The organism is Pseudoalteromonas sp. SG41-5, from assembly GCF_014164495.1.
GTDB classification, from domain to species: domain Bacteria; phylum Pseudomonadota; class Gammaproteobacteria; order Enterobacterales; family Alteromonadaceae; genus Pseudoalteromonas; species Pseudoalteromonas rhizosphaerae.
This window is the reverse complement of sequence record NZ_JACJFH010000104.1, coordinates 1-15,133: the sequence shown is the minus strand read 5'-3', so window position 1 is coordinate 15,133 and position 15,133 is coordinate 1. Positions and strand designations below refer to the sequence as shown.

The window sequence follows — 15,133 nt, the reverse complement described above, 5'->3', positions numbered from 1 at the left end:
TACCAATCGTGTTAAGTTACTGACCATTTATAGCGACAGATAAATACAGTGATAACAAGGCGTAAATTTTGACATGTAGTTGTTCTACTTGAAAAAATTATAACGCAGTTAGCGCTTTATTTAGCGCGCTAGAATGATTAAATATTTAAGTCGATTGGTATTAAAATTAGCATCACTTCAAGTATAGCGCTGTAGCGCACAGACGAAAAACGACGGTTAGTCCAAGTTATCAATACCTATTACGTTCTTTGATATATGGATTTATCCATTGGAGGCCTGAGTGACTACAACGTGCACCTTACCAGTTTGTAAGCAATCATTTATTAAACTATTTACCTAGACTCGAATACCAATGGTTTGTTGAAAATTGCACGCCAGTAGAGCTGTTGTTTGGCGAAACACTCAATATTGCTGATAAAGTGATATTGAGTGTTTATTTTCCAGTGATGGGGTGGAGAGTTTTGGTCTGATGGTTATTTTGCAAATACGGTAGGAAAACATGGTGACGGATCAATGATAAGAAAGTATGTGAAAAACTAAGGAAATAATTATGACCAACTCCATTTGGATCATCAGTTAGCTATGTTCTAACCAAATACCCCACTCACGAAGTGAGTACTGCGTTAGCAGAAGGGCTTGCCCGGGGATGTTTATTAAATTGTTAGTCAGTCCATAGTTACAATAGTAGGGGCTACCTCAGTAAACTATAGGCCGCAGGTAAACTAGTTATTACTTTCTTTGTTATGTTCTTCACGTGCAGCTTGTAATTCGTCAACGAGCTGTTGGGCTTTTTGCTTGGTTTTTTCAGTTAACTCGCCTGCTGCTTCTTTACTTTCAATCCAGGCATCTAAAGCCACCTCTTTGCCATCATCATACATATCAAGGCCAAGTTTTTTACTTTCTTGCAGTAGCTCATCAAGTGATTCACCTTTAAATTGATTGCTGGTTTCTTTTACTTCATCCCATGCATCATTAAGTGCTTTTTTAACCTCAGTTTTAGCTTCTGCGGCATCTTTTTTTGCTTCGCTAGCATCTTCACAACCGGTTAGTGCTACACAGCCTAATAAAACTAAACTTGCTAATTTGTTCATATTCGTTCCTTTGTATAATAATGATGTCCCGAGGAATATTTCCTCTGGTACAGTATTGATGGCAATCTTAAAACAAGCAATATACAGGCTCGAAAATGAATATACCTCGAACAGCACGACTTAATTTTAAATTAATGGATGAAAATGACAGTGCGCTACTGTTTGAACTCGATAACGACCCACAGGTTATGGAGTACCTTACTCGTGGCAAGACGACGACCATGAGTACCATCAAAGACGTTTTTATTCCGCGCATGCAAGCCTATCGCAATCCACAACAGGGCTGGGGGCTTTGGCAAGTTAACCTTAATGATAATGACAGTTTTATTGGTTGGATATTAATTCGGCCAATGGGGTTTTTTACTGCAGAGCCTGATTTTAGTGATATTGAAATTGGCTGGCGTTTTAAACGCGCAAGTTGGGGTAAAGGTTACGCCAGTGAAGCCGCGCAAGCCGTTGCCGATGTGATCACCGCCAATGCAGAGATCAAGGCACTTAGCGCCACTGCACTAAAAGACAATAACGGCTCGATTAAAGTGATGGAAAAGCTGGGTCTGCAGTTTATTGAATACTATACCCATAGCGACGAGTTCGGCGAGTTACCAGCCGTGTTATATCGAAAATTTGTGTAAAGCTGTTCATTGTAGTTTGACCCTTGTTAACTGAATGTGTATTAATGGGGTTAATAAAATAATCAAAAAATAAAATCAACAAGGAATTAAATATGTTTGCAGGTGTAAAACATTTACTGATTTTTAGTGTCGTTGTAATGCAGTTACACATAACTGCATTGGCAGCTAGTGGCAAAACAGCCCAAGCGGCAGTGGCTATGCCCGATAGTTACAGTAGTGACGTAGCAAGAGCCATTTTGGAGCAGGGCGGTAACGCGGTTGATGCAGCCATTGCTGCGCAATTTGTATTAGCCGTTACTTTACCTGAAGCGGGAAACATTGGCGGTGGTGGTTTTATGCTGATCCAAAAAGACGGGCAAGGCGACTTTATAGATTACCGCGAAACAGCTCCAATTGCCGCCCATCGCGATATGTATTTGGATGACAAAGGTAATGTGGTTGCAAATAAATCGATATACGGCATTCACGCCAGTGGGGTACCCGGTAGTGTGGCGGGTATGTGGCTTGCTCATCAAAAACACGGCACACTTGATTGGAAAACCCTTGTTGAGCCTGCAGTAAAGTTAGCCGAACAGGGTTTTATTGTTCACCCGAAATTAGCCAGCAGTATTGAGCGCTACATTGCCCGCATGGCTAAAAAAGACGTAACAATTAACTTTGCTGATTATTTTGCCAGCGCTAAAGCGAAGCAAAACTTTAAGCAACCTGAGCTTGCAGCCACATTAAAACGTATTCGCGAGCAAGGTAAGGCAGGATTTTATGAAGGAGAAACTGCCAAAATCATTGCCGATTTTATGGCTGAACATGGCGGGATCATTACCCAAGCGGATTTAAAAGCCTATCAAGCAAAATCACGTACCCCAATGAAAGCAGCTTGGAACGGTTACCAAGTACTTACATCACCACCACCAAGCTCCGGCGGTATAGCAATAATACAATGGTTAAAAATGTACGAGCTGACTAAACCCAAAGCAGGGCTTGAGCATAACTCCACAGCATATATTCATTTATTAGCAGAAATTGGCAAACGCGTATTTGCTGATAGAGCAGAGTACTTAGGTGATCCAGACTTTTTTGATGTGCCAAAGAGCGAATTAATCGCCATGGATTATCTTAAAAAGCGCAGTAGCAGCATCACACTCGATAAAATATCGACGACTGAAAACATTAAACCAGGGTTATATGAAAGCGAACAAACCACGCATTTTTCTATAGTTGATAAATGGGGTAATGCAGTATCGAATACCACCACCATTAATTTAGGTTATGGCAGTGGTGTAGTCGTTGCTGGCGCGGGCTTTTTGCTTAACGATGAAATGGATGACTTTAGTGCCAAACCAGGGGTGATGAATGTATTTGGCGCGCTCGGTGGTAAAGCCAATGAAATCCAGCCGCATAAGCGTATGCTTAGTTCAATGACGCCAACTATCTTACTCAAAGACAATAAAGTTAAAATGGTTACCGGCTCACCTGGCGGCACCACCATAATAAGCTCGGTGTACGAATCTATTTTAAACGCGGTTGAATTTAATATGAGCGCCGATGAAGTGGTAAATAGCCCGCGTTTTCATCATCAACTTTGGCCTAAAAATGTCATACGTCATCATGCAGGGTTAGATGCAAGCGTTGTTAAAGCACTAGAGAAAATGGGCTACACCTTAGACGAGCGCCATTTTGGTGATATGCATGTGATCATCGAACGTGATGGCAAACTAGATGCCGGCTCAGAAGCGTCAGGGCGGGGTAAGGCGATGGTGTTTTGATCGCAGCTTTAAGCGGTAAGTCATAAGTTGTAAGATTGCTTGGTGATAAATTAAGCGATTGTAGTTGGGGTGAGGGTAACGAAACCCAATTACAAAAAGGTTTTAGGAGCTAGGTAACTAGGTGTTAGGGGAGTGACTCGTAGGCGCGAGTTTACCTCGCGCAGTACGCAGTTTAATGAAATTGGCTGTCAGTGAGCGACTTGCCGTAGCATGTGGTATCACCAGCACCAAAAGTAGGCGCTTGGCAGCGAAGGCCCTTGTCGAAGCTCAAAAACAAAAGTAATTAATATTGCGCTAGGCAATGACTATTTAGCTTCACAAGGTTTAGCGTCATTGAGATCTTTGGATCAATATTCATTACGGGAGATGAACCGCCCATAGCACTTCCTGTTAATAAAAGTGCATGATGGGTGGTGTGGGGGCTGGAGGTTAGAGACCTCCGGCTACCCGATTATTTTTTATGGCACTGCAAAGTTTACTGCGTGGACATTGGTTAAATTAATTTGTTGTTTTGCATGCCACAGATCGTAGTTATCTTGCATTGCTAACCAACTCTCAGGAGTTCTGCCAATGGCTTTAGATAAGCGAAGTGCCATTTCTGGTGAGATTGCACTTTGACCTTTTAGAACTCTATTTAATGTAGACGATGCTACATCTAGTTGTTTAGCTAAATAACGGCAACTAAAGCCTGCAGGCTCTAGGTAAACGTCATAGATAAACTCTCCTGGGTGTGGTGGATTATGCATAGTCATTAGTGATAGTCCTCATAATTGAGAATGTATGCATTACCATCGATAAACTCAAAAGTAATGCGCCAGTTACCATTTACAGTAATAGACCAAATCCCGTCACGATCCCCTTTGAGAGGGGGCAATTTAAAACCGGGTAAATTGATATCATCAATTTCTTGTGCGGTATCTATTGCTGCAAGTTGCATGCGCAATTTGCGTTGATGTTTGGCCTGAATTCCAGCAACACTTCCTGTTTGGAAGTATTTCTTGAGGCCTTTATGTTTGAAAGATTTAATCATGGCACAAGTATAGCGCGATGCGCATCACTCTTCGATAAAAATATCGCCCAATTAAGCGGATGAAAACAGTGGGCTAAAATGTGGAACGAAGCGAAACTAACTGTTTTTTGTTCTTGTTTAACAGCTTGTTATACGTTTTATACAAATCGTGCAAGCATTCATTTTCTATGTCGTTAAGCAGTGTGTCACCGTGCGTTAACTTTAGGTTGTTAGAGTCACCTGTATCAAAAATTGACCTGACACCATCGAGTACACAAAGGAAACCAAAAACAGATTCATTTACAGCATCAGATATAATACTTTTTACCATATCTTTATCCGAGTCACTTAAGGAATTAAACCAAGCCTCCTGAAACGTATAACGAGCTTGTAGAATAACCCGTTTTTAATTTATTTTTATTGATGCATTAACCATAGCCGAGTTCCTATTCTGATTCAATCGACAACTGACTTTTACGTAAAATATAAAAAGAGCATTTGCTGTTGCTTTAATGGGCGTTTTGGAATGTATGACAGGTGTTTAAGTGGCTTATTTGATGAGGTAGCAGCTTACCTTTATTAATGCATCGTGTTTTACGCATGCTAATATTAGCCTTTAAGATAATCCTCATTTACTTCTCATTCTCTGCTCTTTGTGCAAAAAATCTTTTATTGAATTATTCATAAAGAGGTTCAGAGACGCTGCGCATTAGAGTAATAGATTAGCTTCATCTACTCGATGCCTCGTAAAACATAACGCTTTGCCAATGGGCAAATGCGAACGTTGTTGGACGAAGCCCAGTGAGTATTTGTCCCAGCCGCGTTGTTTGCGGCGATTTTGGGCAACTTGTTAAGCCTCATTTTCTAACAAGTTCCTTAATGCTTTTTACAACCAAATCACGGTCTGCGATGTGCAGATGATGCTTTTCTGATTCCGAATAGATAATTCGGCTATTTGTAGATAAACTTTTAAAGTAACTCTCTGCATTTGCATATAGGGAGTCCATTGACTTCGCGATTTCCTCGGGAACAAAAGGAGGGTCATAACGCTCTTCGGTCTGTTTTGAACGTAAAATTATAATTGGCTTATCACCGAATTTAGCTGCTTCAGATAGAATTTTGTAGCTTTTCATATGATCTACGTTTTCAGGAACTCTTTCAAACATTGGATCATGAACACTTTGCTCAAAATTATAAAAACGCTCCAATTTTTCATTGTTTGTTTTAAAGTTTTCAGGCCACCTTGTACCCATAGTGTAAAAGTAGCCTAAAGGAGGTGGATCAATCAGCACAGCCCCCATAACCTCTTGTGGATATAGGTTATTGAATGCCGTAATGATATAAGATGCATATGAGCCACCAGTAAAGTAATACGGCATTTTAACACCGGCTACTTGAAGCAGTTTTTTTAGCCTTTTAGCCATATCATCGACGGTGAAAGGCACGGGACCTTTTTCACTTTTTCCAAGACCTGATCGATCATATAAACAAATACTGAAATCATTTTTCAATTGTTTAATATTCTCCAACCAAACCCCATCAGAACCAGAACGACCGAAGCCTTGCTCAACTATTAATTGAGGCTTGTCATTTTCGTAGCACTCAAGATACAACTTAAACCCACCAACATCATATAGTCCTGACGTTGTTGGTTGTAACTCTTGCTCTGTACCTGGTGCACCAAAGCTAATAAAAATTGAGAATAACCATATAATTGATTTCATTTAGACTCCATTCCCTCGATGAGGCATAACTTCGGCATGACACGATTGTGTACGCCCGACATGGGCATTGACTTATGAGGTGAAAGTCCTCTGTAGGAAGATCACCGTTTAAATAACACGCTATTATTAAACGATAGACACTCGCGAATGGCAAGGGCTAAATCGCGAGAGATAGTCTGGAGGAAGCAGCTAGCATTCTTTATGATAAATAAATGTGAGCTGATGAGAAAAAACATCATATGAGGCGTAGGCTGGAGACGAGCTAGCACAAGATAGCGAAGTCATGCGATCTAACGGCCACCGTAAATGATGCAGTTGTGCAGAGAAAGTCGATGCACCTGTTCTTTATAGGTAAAAAAGGGGGAGATCTGATAAACACGCATTCGCGCTAACGCTTGGAGGAGGGTCAGTGAACGACTCGCCATAGCCTGTGGAATTACCAGTACCAAAAGTAGGCGCTTGGAAGCGAAGGCCCTTGTCGAAGCTCAAAACAAAAGGAATTAACATTGCGCTAGGTAATGACTATTTAGCGTCACAAGGTTTAGTGTCATTGAGAGATATTTGGATCAATATTGATAACGGGAGATGAACCGCCCATAGAAGGATGCTAAGAAGACACCCATCTTATGATTTGCAATGTATCAGTTACGTACTAATTTTATTATTAGCACAATAAATGAGCAGGTTGTCACATGGCTATTGCGAGAAAGCGTCAGATAAGTTTGGCTGATACAAAGTACTATCATTGTATTTCTAGGTGCGTACGTCGAGCCTATCTATGCGGCGAAGATCGTTTTACTGGCCAATCATATGAGCATCGCAGGTGTTGGGTTGAAGAGAAGCTATTGGCTCTTTCTAACGTGTTTTGTATTGATGTTTGCGCATATGCAGTGATGAGTAATCATACGCACTTAGTGTTGTATGTTGATGATAAAAAAGCGAAACGACTGAACGATAAAGCCATTATTATCCGTTGGCATAAATTATGTAAAGGCACCATGCTGACAAATAAATATGTTCAAGGGGGCAAGCTAACGAAAGCAGAATGCTTCTTTTTAAATGAGACCGTCGATGAGTACCGTGAGCGTTTATCAAGTATTAGCTGGTTTATGCGATTATTAAATGAAGATATAGCTCGCAGGGCGAATAAAGAAGATGGATGTACAGGGCGATTTTGGGAAGGCCGTTTCAAATCACAAGCACTGTTAGATGAAGCCGCATTGGCTGCATGTATGGCGTATGTTGATTTAAACCCAATCAGAGCGAAGATAGCTCACACACCAGAAACATCGGATTACACGAGCGTACAAAAACGGATTGAAAGTGCAACCGACGGTAAACAACCAATACAATTACTACGCTTTGCAGGTATGCCAAGGCAGCACATGGCAAAGGGCTTACCATTTGAGTTAAAATCTTATTTAGAACTTGTAGAGTTAACAGGTCGTTGTATACGAGAAGATAAGCGCGGTTATATAGATAATACTCATTCACGGTTATTGGAGCGGGTAAATATCTCAGCAGATAATTGGTTAAAACTCACGAGCCACTTTACACGGGTGTTTCATGGCGCAGTCGGGAGGCCAACATCGCAGGAAGGATACTGTGAACATTTAAATAGAAAGCGGCGAGCAAACGTGAGAAATTGTGAAAAGCTATTAGCATAAAATAGAGCGATGTAGTAAACCATCTAAAGCAATTCAAAAACTGCGAATTTGCAGCCTTTCTATGTCTAAAATTCAGTATTCAACGGACATTAGTCACGTTATTTATTACAAACAACATTTCCTCGAAGAGTAATTGCGGGCAGGCAGTTTTTTGCACGGTTAAGTTTGATGACTTCAGCATTTATTTATAATGGGTGTCAATTTTGTTTTACGAACCCACTTACCCATTCTCTTGCTGCGCTTATATCTTCAAATGGCTTTTCTGGGTAGTCTGAGCGATATTTTAACGTTTTAAATAATGACTCCGAATAGGGATTATCATTACTCACTGACGGGCGACTAAACGACGGTACAATGCCTAATTCTTGCAAGGTAGCCAATAATGTAGCGCCTTTCATTGGGCTGCCATTATCCGAATGTAACGTGACTTGCTCTGGCTTTATTTGCTCTCGACTGCAAATATCCGTCATCAAATCAGCCGCTAGCGCACTTAACTGTGTATCGTGAACCTGCCATCCCACAATTTTTCGACTAAAAATATCCATCACTAAATACAAGTATAAAAATTCGCCCTTAACCGTTGTTGGCAAATATGTAATATCCCATGTGTAAATTTCGTTCACACCGGTTGCTGTGAGTGCTTTTGGTTTTTTTACCTGCCTGTTTGGCTTCACTTTTTCTCTATGCGTTAATAGGTGGTGACGTTTCATAACCCGATAAAACGAACTCTCGGATGCTATCCATACCCCTTTATCAAGCAACTTGGGCACTATTTTGCTCGGCGGTAAATGCCCATATTCAGCTGAATTGACTGTTTTGATAATACGCTGTCGCTCTAACTCAGTGAGTTGATTGGGCGGCCGCTTTGCCGTACAAGTTCGCTTGTCTACCATCTTATCTTCGGCCATCCAGCGCTGAACCGTTCTTGCCGTTAGCCCAAGTAATTCGCACACTGGCTTCTGCCTTGCCCCTGAATCCTGCGCTTCTGTAATGAGCTTTATCAATTCATGTCGCTCAGTCGACGTCGTTAATCGTCCTCGTTGAAACCCCAAATGGCATCCGCTTTTTTTTTGAGAACAAGTAATGCCGCTGTTTCAGCTAAGGCTTTATCTTTACGATTAAGCTCTTTTTGCAGCTGTTTTATTTCTTGCTTTAACTGTTTACTGTCTGATTTAGCTAGTTTCGTTGTAGGTCCTTGGGCAAAGTCGTGCTTCCACTGCTTAATATGATGCGGATAAAGCCCTTTATTACGGCAGTATTCATTAATGGCTGCTTCATCTAAATGGCCACAGTCAATAATCGCGCTGAGTCTTTCTTCTAAACGCCAGTCTTGTGGTCGTTTTTCTGCTGTCATTTGGCTACCCGTCTGGTGTGTTTCAAGTTGATGTTTCTTTGCGAGTGCTATCCAGCGTTGTAACGTTGAATAACCGACACCTAAATCATCTGCAATATCTTCTAGACGAACATCATCACATTGAGATAATGCTTTTTCAACCGCTTGAACTTCGATGATGCCGTCTTTTATTGCTCCGCATTAGTCCCTTTGGCTTTGCTGCTATCTATTAGTTTATTTTGACCTGAATTTAGCACCACATTTATGGCAGAGTTTAGGTCTGATTTCTACGCCTTCACTACCTGATGCAAATGGAATAGAGTTACATTTTGGACACCTGTAATACAACCAAATACCAACGTTAAATATGAGCACTCCGATTAATGCACCATAAAAAGGATTTAGAAACTTAATATCAAAATATTGAAGAATAAAGCCACTTGAAAAGCATACAACAGTTAATAGTAATATGAGATAAAACCGTTTTTTTACTGGTTTAAATTGCTTCGATACATCATCCATAATTGAGTGTTGCTCCAGTTAAATTAACGCTGCAGTTGGCGGTAAAATGAGAGTGGCTAAATCGCGAGGAACAAGCGAAGCAAGTTACCACGCTACTTTATTACTTTATTACTTTGTTTTATTGTATCAACAGCACCGATAAAGTTTTGTGCTATTCATATTCGCTGAATACTTGGTGTACCCTAGCTGGTGTTATTTTATTAAAGTCATCTTGGTAGTAGTCCTTCGCATACTCAATAAAATATTCTGGAGTTATAGTGATTGCAGGGAGCAGCCAACTAGCTCCGTTATCTTCATTGTTTTGGAAATTAACAGTTCCTTGTTGCCATGACCCTGAGTTGGAAGTACGCCAAAAACAAAAGGTCACATGAGCTATTTCGAAGAAATCGTTATCTAAAACGCCGAGCAGTTCTTCAGGAGCCCCTTCATACATCCCTGGCCAAATTCTAAACTCTTCTTGAGCATGAGGACTAACTTCTGATTCATGATCGAAGCCTTTAATTAAAATAGCATCACCTTTTATGACAATGACGATTTCATCACCACCACCATTTTCATATGAAGCAACGTCTATCCCTGGCGCCCAATTAGCTTTGTAAGAAAAGCACCTTAGGTATTCGTCTTCACAAAGCTCTATATCCAAAGCTGCACTAGCTTTTAGAGCAGAGACTAGTTTTTTATTGGGTAGATTATCTAATATCATTTAAGCTCTCTTTGTGTGGGAGTAGACAATTTTATCTCTGATGTTTTTCTTTGTATTACAATACATTGATCATAAATTAAGAAAGTACATATATGCAATTAGGTCATCAAGTCTCTGCTTTTTATAGGCAAACCGGCGGCTCACCCTCCGGCAATTTTGACTTTGAATTTAAGTGCTTCGAGGATGGCTTTGAGTTTTTCGCGGTCGTCGCCTTGTACTTCAATGATGCCGTCTTTTACCGCGCCGCCTTGGCCCATTTTACTTTTAATGGTTTTGGCGAGTTTTTTTAAATCGTGTTGCTCGCTGTCAATACCAGTTACCAACATAACACCTTTACCTTTACGGCCTTTGGTTTGGCGTTCGATGCGCAGGGCGCCGTCTTTAAATACTTTACTAGCCACTTCTGTGCTTGGTTTTGGTTGGCTGATACGGCCTGTTTCGGTTGAATAAACGAGATTACTATCACTCATGCTTAACCTGCATTTAAAAAGTTAAATAAACAATGGCCTAGATAATATCAAATCTAAAACAAATTTGTGCATAGGGTGTTTTATTTTTGGTGATTTATCATTAACAAGTTATATTTAATACTAATTAAGAATGGATAATCTGAGCAGGAGTTAACTAATGGGTCTAAGTAAGAGTGCATCAGCAGATGGTGCTACACTGACTATTCAAATTAAAGGGAAGTTCGACTTTAATTTAGTGCAGTCATTTCGACAGTCGTATTCCGATATCAATGAAAAAACCGCTAAGGTCGTAATTGACTTGCGAGAAACAGATTACATGGATAGCTCCGCACTTGGTATGTTACTGAATATGAAAAAGACCTTGGGTACCTCAGTTGATGCAATTCAAATCAGTAATTGTCAGCCGCAACTGAAAAAAATCCTGCAAATATCACGTTTTGATAAAAAGTTTGATATTGATTAATGCATATTCTCGTTGTTGATGATCAGCCACTTAATTGTACGCTTTTGAAAGTAATGCTGGTGCAACAAAATTACGAGGTATCGACTGCCGCTAACGGTGTTGAAGCATTAGCAATATTAGCACAGCAAAGCATTGATATTGTGCTACTCGATGTAATAATGCCAGTAATGGATGGCTATGAAACAGCGACAAAAATTAAGCTGTTATACAACGATGTTCACCTACCAATTATTTTTATAACCTCTTTGGAAGATCAAAACAGTTTTGAACGTTGTTTAGAGGTCGGTGGTGATGACTTTATTCATAAACCGTTTGATAAAGTAATTTTAACCGCGAAAATAAAAGCTCATAGCCGCACCCGTAAGCTGAGCTTAAAGACCCACGAACAAAATAAGTTATTAGAATATCATTACAATCAAACCGAGCGCGAGCACGAAATAGTTGAGCATATTTTTAATAATGCCTTAGAAAACCAAAATAAGTTTACCAACAACATTGATTTTCATCTTTCACCGGCTTCTATGTTTAATGGTGATATGTGTTTGGTTGGGCAAAGTCCAATTGGTAGTTTGTATTGTATGCTGGGGGATTTTACTGGCCATGGTTTAGCAGCTGCGGTGGGGGCATTACCGGCATCGAAAGTGTTTTACACTATGGTTAATAAAGGCATGGCGGTCAGTGATATTGCCGCAGAAGTTAATGCCGTATTAGTACAATTATTGCCCGGTCATATGTTTTGTGCCGCGACAATTATTGAGTTAAGTAGCTCCGGGAAAAGTGTTTCAGCTTGGCTTGGTGGCTTGCCTGACGCTTATTTAATTGATCAACAAGGAAGCGTATTAAAAACCTTAGAGTCACAGCACATGGCTTTAGGGATTTTAGAAGGCGACGAATTTGAACGTGAATTAATTCATTTTGAAGTTGATAGCAGTATGCGTTTGGCGCTGGCCACCGACGGTATTATAGAAACCACCAATGCAGACGGTGAATTTTTTGCAGAGCAACGCTTTATAAAGGCACTTGCAAGCAAGCCTAAAGTGACTAGTCAAGATGTGATCGGGCAAGTGACCAAGTTTGCTCATGGTAGCAAACAACAGGATGACCTTAGTTTAGTGCTTTTTAATTGCATGGCGGTTCCTGCTGCGGCTGAAGAGCAAGCCGCTTACTCTCGGTTACCCTTTAATTTTTCTTTAACGCTTAATTCACAGCAAATAAAACAAACCGACCCGGTGCTTGAAATCGTTGAAGTGCTCACTCAAGTTGGCGGGCTAAAAGAGCACCGCTCTGATATTTTTTTACTGCTCTCTGAGGCATATAACAATGCACTTGATCACGGTGTATTAGGACTCGATTCAGCGATTAAAAATAAAGAGGATGGTTTTATTGAGTATTATCAACTTCGAGAAGCAACATTAGCTAAGCTCGTTGATGCATTGATCATTGTGGATATACGTTATTGCCCTGATACATTGAGCCTGTATTTTATAATTTGCGATTCTGGCAATGGTTTTGCAAGCACCGACAGTAATGCTAACAGTAATAATCGCGAGCACGGTCGTGGGTTATCGATATTAGAAGAAATAGCAGAGCAGGTGACTTATAACTCATCGGGTAATCAAATTGAAATGTGTTATCGATTGGTGCAACAACAAAGCTAGTCGTGATTGTTTAGCCATGCTATGATTCATTTTTTTAGATGTTTGGATGGCTAAATGGTTTCTTCTTATTTATCTCTTGCGCAGTTAGATGTGCCTGCTCAGTTAGTCTCTGCTGAGCTTACTAAGCTCGAAAGCTATTTATCAAATCAGTCGCTTCCTGCGGTACGCTGGCAATATCAAATACCAGAATTGGGTGAAGGCGGGGCGTGCAGTTTATTTGGTTACTTACAAGATGAGCCGTTTAAACTCACTGATTTTTTACCGCAAGATCAGCACACCACGCAAAAGCTTGCTCAATTACAACTGATTGTTGATTACGTTGTAGCGCAAACTAAGGTTGATTGGTACGGCATTTACCAAAGTACAGCAACACCTGAGGGTCAGCAATTACTTAAACTGACTTACTTTGGCGCGCCAAGTCGACCGCTTTTTCCGCTTACCGAAGCATTTGCTGCTGGTAGTAATAATGTGCAGGTGGCACTGAGTAGTAAAGGGCGAGTGATCAACAACGTTGAGCAGTATTTGGCTGCGGGTGGTGAATATTATACTTGCGACCCTAAAGTAAAATCAGAAGCCTGTTTACCGCTTTTTGACAGTGCAAATCGCTGCGTTGGTATTGTTGATGGCGAAGCCTTTAATAACGATTTTTTCAACCAGCAAACATTAGCGCTATTAATTGCGTGCTGTATTAAAATTCCTCACTTTTTAGTGTAAATAACACTAGTCAATCTAGTGAGCTTTTATGTTAAGCTAAGTGCAACAGCTAACCCCTAAATAATGAAAGAGATAGTCAATGTTCTCAGTATTAAAACCATTACCCACTGATCCTATTCTTGGCCTTATGGCGGCCTATAAGCAAGATACTAACCCAAATAAGATTGACTTAGGGGTTGGTGTTTATAAAGACGAATTCGGTAATACGCCGGTATTAAAAGCAGTTAAAAAAGCTGAAGCGTTTCGTCTTGAAAACGAAACTAGCAAATCATACATTGGTTTGGCGGGTAACTTAGATTACTGCCAAAAAATGGAAAACCTATTATTAGGTGAGCACCAAGCGTTATTAGCTAATCGTGTTCGTACAGCACAAGCACCAGGCGGTACAGGTGCACTGCGAGTTGCAGCTGAATTTATAGTTCGCTGTAATCCAGGTGCGACAGTATGGGTTACTAATCCTACTTGGGCAAACCACATTAGCTTGTTTGAAGCCGCTGGCCTAACAGTTAAAGAATACCCGTACTACGATTATGAAAACAAAGATTTATTATTTGATGAAATGATCGAAACCCTTACCCAAGTGCCAAAAGGTGATGTGGTATTACTGCACGCATGTTGTCATAACCCAAGTGGTATGGACTTAAACGAAGCACAGTGGAACACGGTTGCTGAACTGGCAAAAGATGTTGGCTTTACACCGCTGGTTGATATTGCATATCAAGGTTTTGGTTCTAGCCTTGAAGAAGATGCAAACGGTTTACGTATTTTAGCCAATGCAGTTGATGAGTTAATCATTTGTTCTTCATGTTCGAAAAACTTTGGTTTATACCGCGAGCGTATTGGTGCATGTTCAATTATTGCTAAAGACAGTGCAACAGCAGACATTTCAAACTCTGTTATGTTAAGTGTGGTACGTAGCATTTATTCAATGCCACCTGCGCACGGTGCAGATATTGTAAATACTATTTTAAGCAGTACAGAACTGACACAACAATGGCACAGTGAACTTGATGAAATGCGTAACCGTATCAATGGCCTACGTACTTTGATCAAAGACAGTCTAGCGGCAAAAGAGATTGCTCAAGACTTCTCATTTATTGACCGTCAACACGGTATGTTTTCTTTCTTAGGTATTAATAAAGAACAAATTGAGCGCCTGCAAAAAGAATACGGTATCTACATTGTTGGTTCAAGCCGCGTTAACGTAGCGGGTATCAGTCAAGCTAATATCGATTACTTTGCAAATGCTGTTGCAGATGTTTGTAAATAATCTTATTTAAATAGCGTTTATTGAAATAAAAAACCGCACTAACTTATTGTTGTGCGGTTTTATTTTTTAACCTAGAACCTAGAACCTAGAACCTAGAACCTAGAACCTAGAACC

General features: G+C 40.4%; 13 protein-coding genes and 2 pseudogenes. 8 read left to right on the top strand and 7 right to left on the bottom strand.

The features are described 5' to 3' along the window. Positions 1 to 447: 447 nt before the first annotated feature. Positions 448 to 540, top strand: a pseudogene (locus H5232_RS19745) (transposase); the annotation flags it as partial. A gap of 182 nt (positions 541 to 722) precedes the next feature. Here H5232_RS19745 and H5232_RS19740 read toward each other — a convergent pair. Then, positions 723 to 1,091, bottom strand: coding sequence for a hypothetical protein (locus H5232_RS19740; RefSeq protein ID WP_182761078.1), 369 nt, complete (start codon positions 1,089 to 1,091; stop codon positions 723 to 725). 95 nt (positions 1,092 to 1,186) lie between these two features. Here H5232_RS19740 and H5232_RS19735 point away from each other — a divergent pair, with 95 nt between their 5' ends. Both H5232_RS19735 and ggt read left to right on the top strand, forming a co-directional pair. Then, on the top strand, positions 1,187 to 1,723 hold the full coding sequence (locus H5232_RS19735) for a GNAT family N-acetyltransferase (RefSeq protein WP_182831377.1): 537 nt from the start codon (positions 1,187 to 1,189) through the stop codon (positions 1,721 to 1,723). A 92-nt stretch (positions 1,724 to 1,815) separates the two neighbouring features. Next, positions 1,816 to 3,486: a gamma-glutamyltransferase gene (gene ggt / locus H5232_RS19730; protein ID WP_182831376.1), complete on the top strand. Its 1,671-nt coding sequence runs from the start codon at positions 1,816 to 1,818 to the stop codon at positions 3,484 to 3,486. A gap of 458 nt (positions 3,487 to 3,944) precedes the next feature. Here ggt and H5232_RS19725 read toward each other — a convergent pair whose 3' ends face one another. The 3 genes from H5232_RS19725 to H5232_RS19715 form a co-directional block, all read right to left on the bottom strand. Beyond that, on the bottom strand, positions 3,945 to 4,238 hold the full coding sequence (locus H5232_RS19725; RefSeq protein WP_182719628.1) for a HigA family addiction module antitoxin: 294 nt from the start codon (positions 4,236 to 4,238) through the stop codon (positions 3,945 to 3,947). Next, positions 4,238 to 4,516, bottom strand: coding sequence for a type II toxin-antitoxin system RelE/ParE family toxin (locus H5232_RS19720; RefSeq protein ID WP_182740827.1), 279 nt, complete (start codon positions 4,514 to 4,516; stop codon positions 4,238 to 4,240). Before H5232_RS19720 ends, H5232_RS19725 begins: the two co-directional genes overlap by 1 nt. An 836-nt stretch (positions 4,517 to 5,352) precedes the next feature. Further along, a complete protein-coding gene (locus H5232_RS19715) occupies positions 5,353 to 6,219 on the bottom strand; it encodes an alpha/beta fold hydrolase (RefSeq protein WP_182719627.1) in 867 nt (288 codons plus the stop codon). A 692-nt stretch (positions 6,220 to 6,911) separates the two neighbouring features. On the opposite strand from H5232_RS19715, the gene H5232_RS19710 reads away from it, so the two are divergent. Continuing rightward, positions 6,912 to 7,886: a transposase gene (locus H5232_RS19710; RefSeq protein WP_182798424.1), complete on the top strand. Its 975-nt coding sequence runs from the start codon at positions 6,912 to 6,914 to the stop codon at positions 7,884 to 7,886. 209 nt (positions 7,887 to 8,095) lie between these two features. On the opposite strand, the pseudogene H5232_RS24385 reads toward H5232_RS19710, so the two are convergent. The 3 genes and pseudogenes from H5232_RS24385 to H5232_RS19690 all read right to left on the bottom strand — a co-directional run. Beyond that, positions 8,096 to 9,411, bottom strand: a pseudogene (locus tag H5232_RS24385) (IS3 family transposase); the annotation flags it as partial. Between the two features lie 481 nt (positions 9,412 to 9,892). Beyond that, positions 9,893 to 10,444 carry a hypothetical protein gene (locus H5232_RS19695; protein WP_182740823.1) on the bottom strand — a complete coding sequence of 184 codons (552 nt, stop codon included), beginning with the start codon at positions 10,442 to 10,444 and terminating at the stop codon, positions 9,893 to 9,895. Positions 10,445 to 10,584: 140 nt separating this feature from the next. After that, positions 10,585 to 10,914: a stress response translation initiation inhibitor YciH gene (locus H5232_RS19690; RefSeq protein ID WP_145240330.1), complete on the bottom strand. Its 330-nt coding sequence runs from the start codon at positions 10,912 to 10,914 to the stop codon at positions 10,585 to 10,587. Positions 10,915 to 11,071: 157 nt separating this feature from the next. Here H5232_RS19690 and H5232_RS19685 point away from each other — a divergent pair, with 157 nt between their 5' ends. The 4 genes from H5232_RS19685 to H5232_RS19670 all read left to right on the top strand — a co-directional run bounded on the left by H5232_RS19685 (position 11,072) and on the right by H5232_RS19670 (position 15,019). Then, complete coding sequence (locus tag H5232_RS19685; RefSeq protein WP_145240332.1) at positions 11,072 to 11,377, top strand: STAS domain-containing protein; 306 nt, start codon at positions 11,072 to 11,074, stop codon at positions 11,375 to 11,377. Continuing rightward, a complete protein-coding gene (locus H5232_RS19680) occupies positions 11,377 to 13,035 on the top strand; it encodes a fused response regulator/phosphatase (protein WP_182740822.1) in 1,659 nt (552 codons plus the stop codon). The genes H5232_RS19685 and H5232_RS19680 overlap by 1 nt, the downstream gene beginning before the upstream one ends. A 54-nt stretch (positions 13,036 to 13,089) precedes the next feature. Next, positions 13,090 to 13,749 carry a histidine kinase gene (locus H5232_RS19675; RefSeq protein WP_182740821.1) on the top strand — a complete coding sequence of 220 codons (660 nt, stop codon included), beginning with the start codon at positions 13,090 to 13,092 and terminating at the stop codon, positions 13,747 to 13,749. Between the two features lie 79 nt (positions 13,750 to 13,828). Beyond that, complete coding sequence (locus tag H5232_RS19670) at positions 13,829 to 15,019, top strand: amino acid aminotransferase (protein ID WP_149983417.1); 1,191 nt, start codon at positions 13,829 to 13,831, stop codon at positions 15,017 to 15,019. The last annotated feature ends 114 nt before the right edge of the window (positions 15,020 to 15,133 follow it).

Coding starts and splice junctions, on each gene's coding strand:
- H5232_RS19725 (WP_182719628.1), bottom strand. CDS start 4,238: ATGACTATGCATAATCCACCACACCCAGGAGAGTTTATCTATGACGTT.
- H5232_RS19695 (WP_182740823.1), bottom strand. CDS start 10,444: ATGATATTAGATAATCTACCCAATAAAAAACTAGTCTCTGCTCTAAAA.
- H5232_RS19685 (WP_145240332.1), top strand. CDS start 11,072: ATGGGTCTAAGTAAGAGTGCATCAGCAGATGGTGCTACACTGACTATT.
- ggt (WP_182831376.1), top strand. CDS start 1,816: ATGTTTGCAGGTGTAAAACATTTACTGATTTTTAGTGTCGTTGTAATG.
- H5232_RS19720 (WP_182740827.1), bottom strand. CDS start 4,516: ATGATTAAATCTTTCAAACATAAAGGCCTCAAGAAATACTTCCAAACA.
- H5232_RS19675 (WP_182740821.1), top strand. CDS start 13,090: ATGGTTTCTTCTTATTTATCTCTTGCGCAGTTAGATGTGCCTGCTCAG.
- H5232_RS19710 (WP_182798424.1), top strand. CDS start 6,912: ATGGCTATTGCGAGAAAGCGTCAGATAAGTTTGGCTGATACAAAGTAC.
- H5232_RS19670 (WP_149983417.1), top strand. CDS start 13,829: ATGTTCTCAGTATTAAAACCATTACCCACTGATCCTATTCTTGGCCTT.
- H5232_RS19740 (WP_182761078.1), bottom strand. CDS start 1,091: ATGAACAAATTAGCAAGTTTAGTTTTATTAGGCTGTGTAGCACTAACC.
- H5232_RS19715 (WP_182719627.1), bottom strand. CDS start 6,219: ATGAAATCAATTATATGGTTATTCTCAATTTTTATTAGCTTTGGTGCA.
- H5232_RS19735 (WP_182831377.1), top strand. CDS start 1,187: ATGAATATACCTCGAACAGCACGACTTAATTTTAAATTAATGGATGAA.
- H5232_RS19690 (WP_145240330.1), bottom strand. CDS start 10,914: ATGAGTGATAGTAATCTCGTTTATTCAACCGAAACAGGCCGTATCAGC.
- H5232_RS19680 (WP_182740822.1), top strand. CDS start 11,377: ATGCATATTCTCGTTGTTGATGATCAGCCACTTAATTGTACGCTTTTG.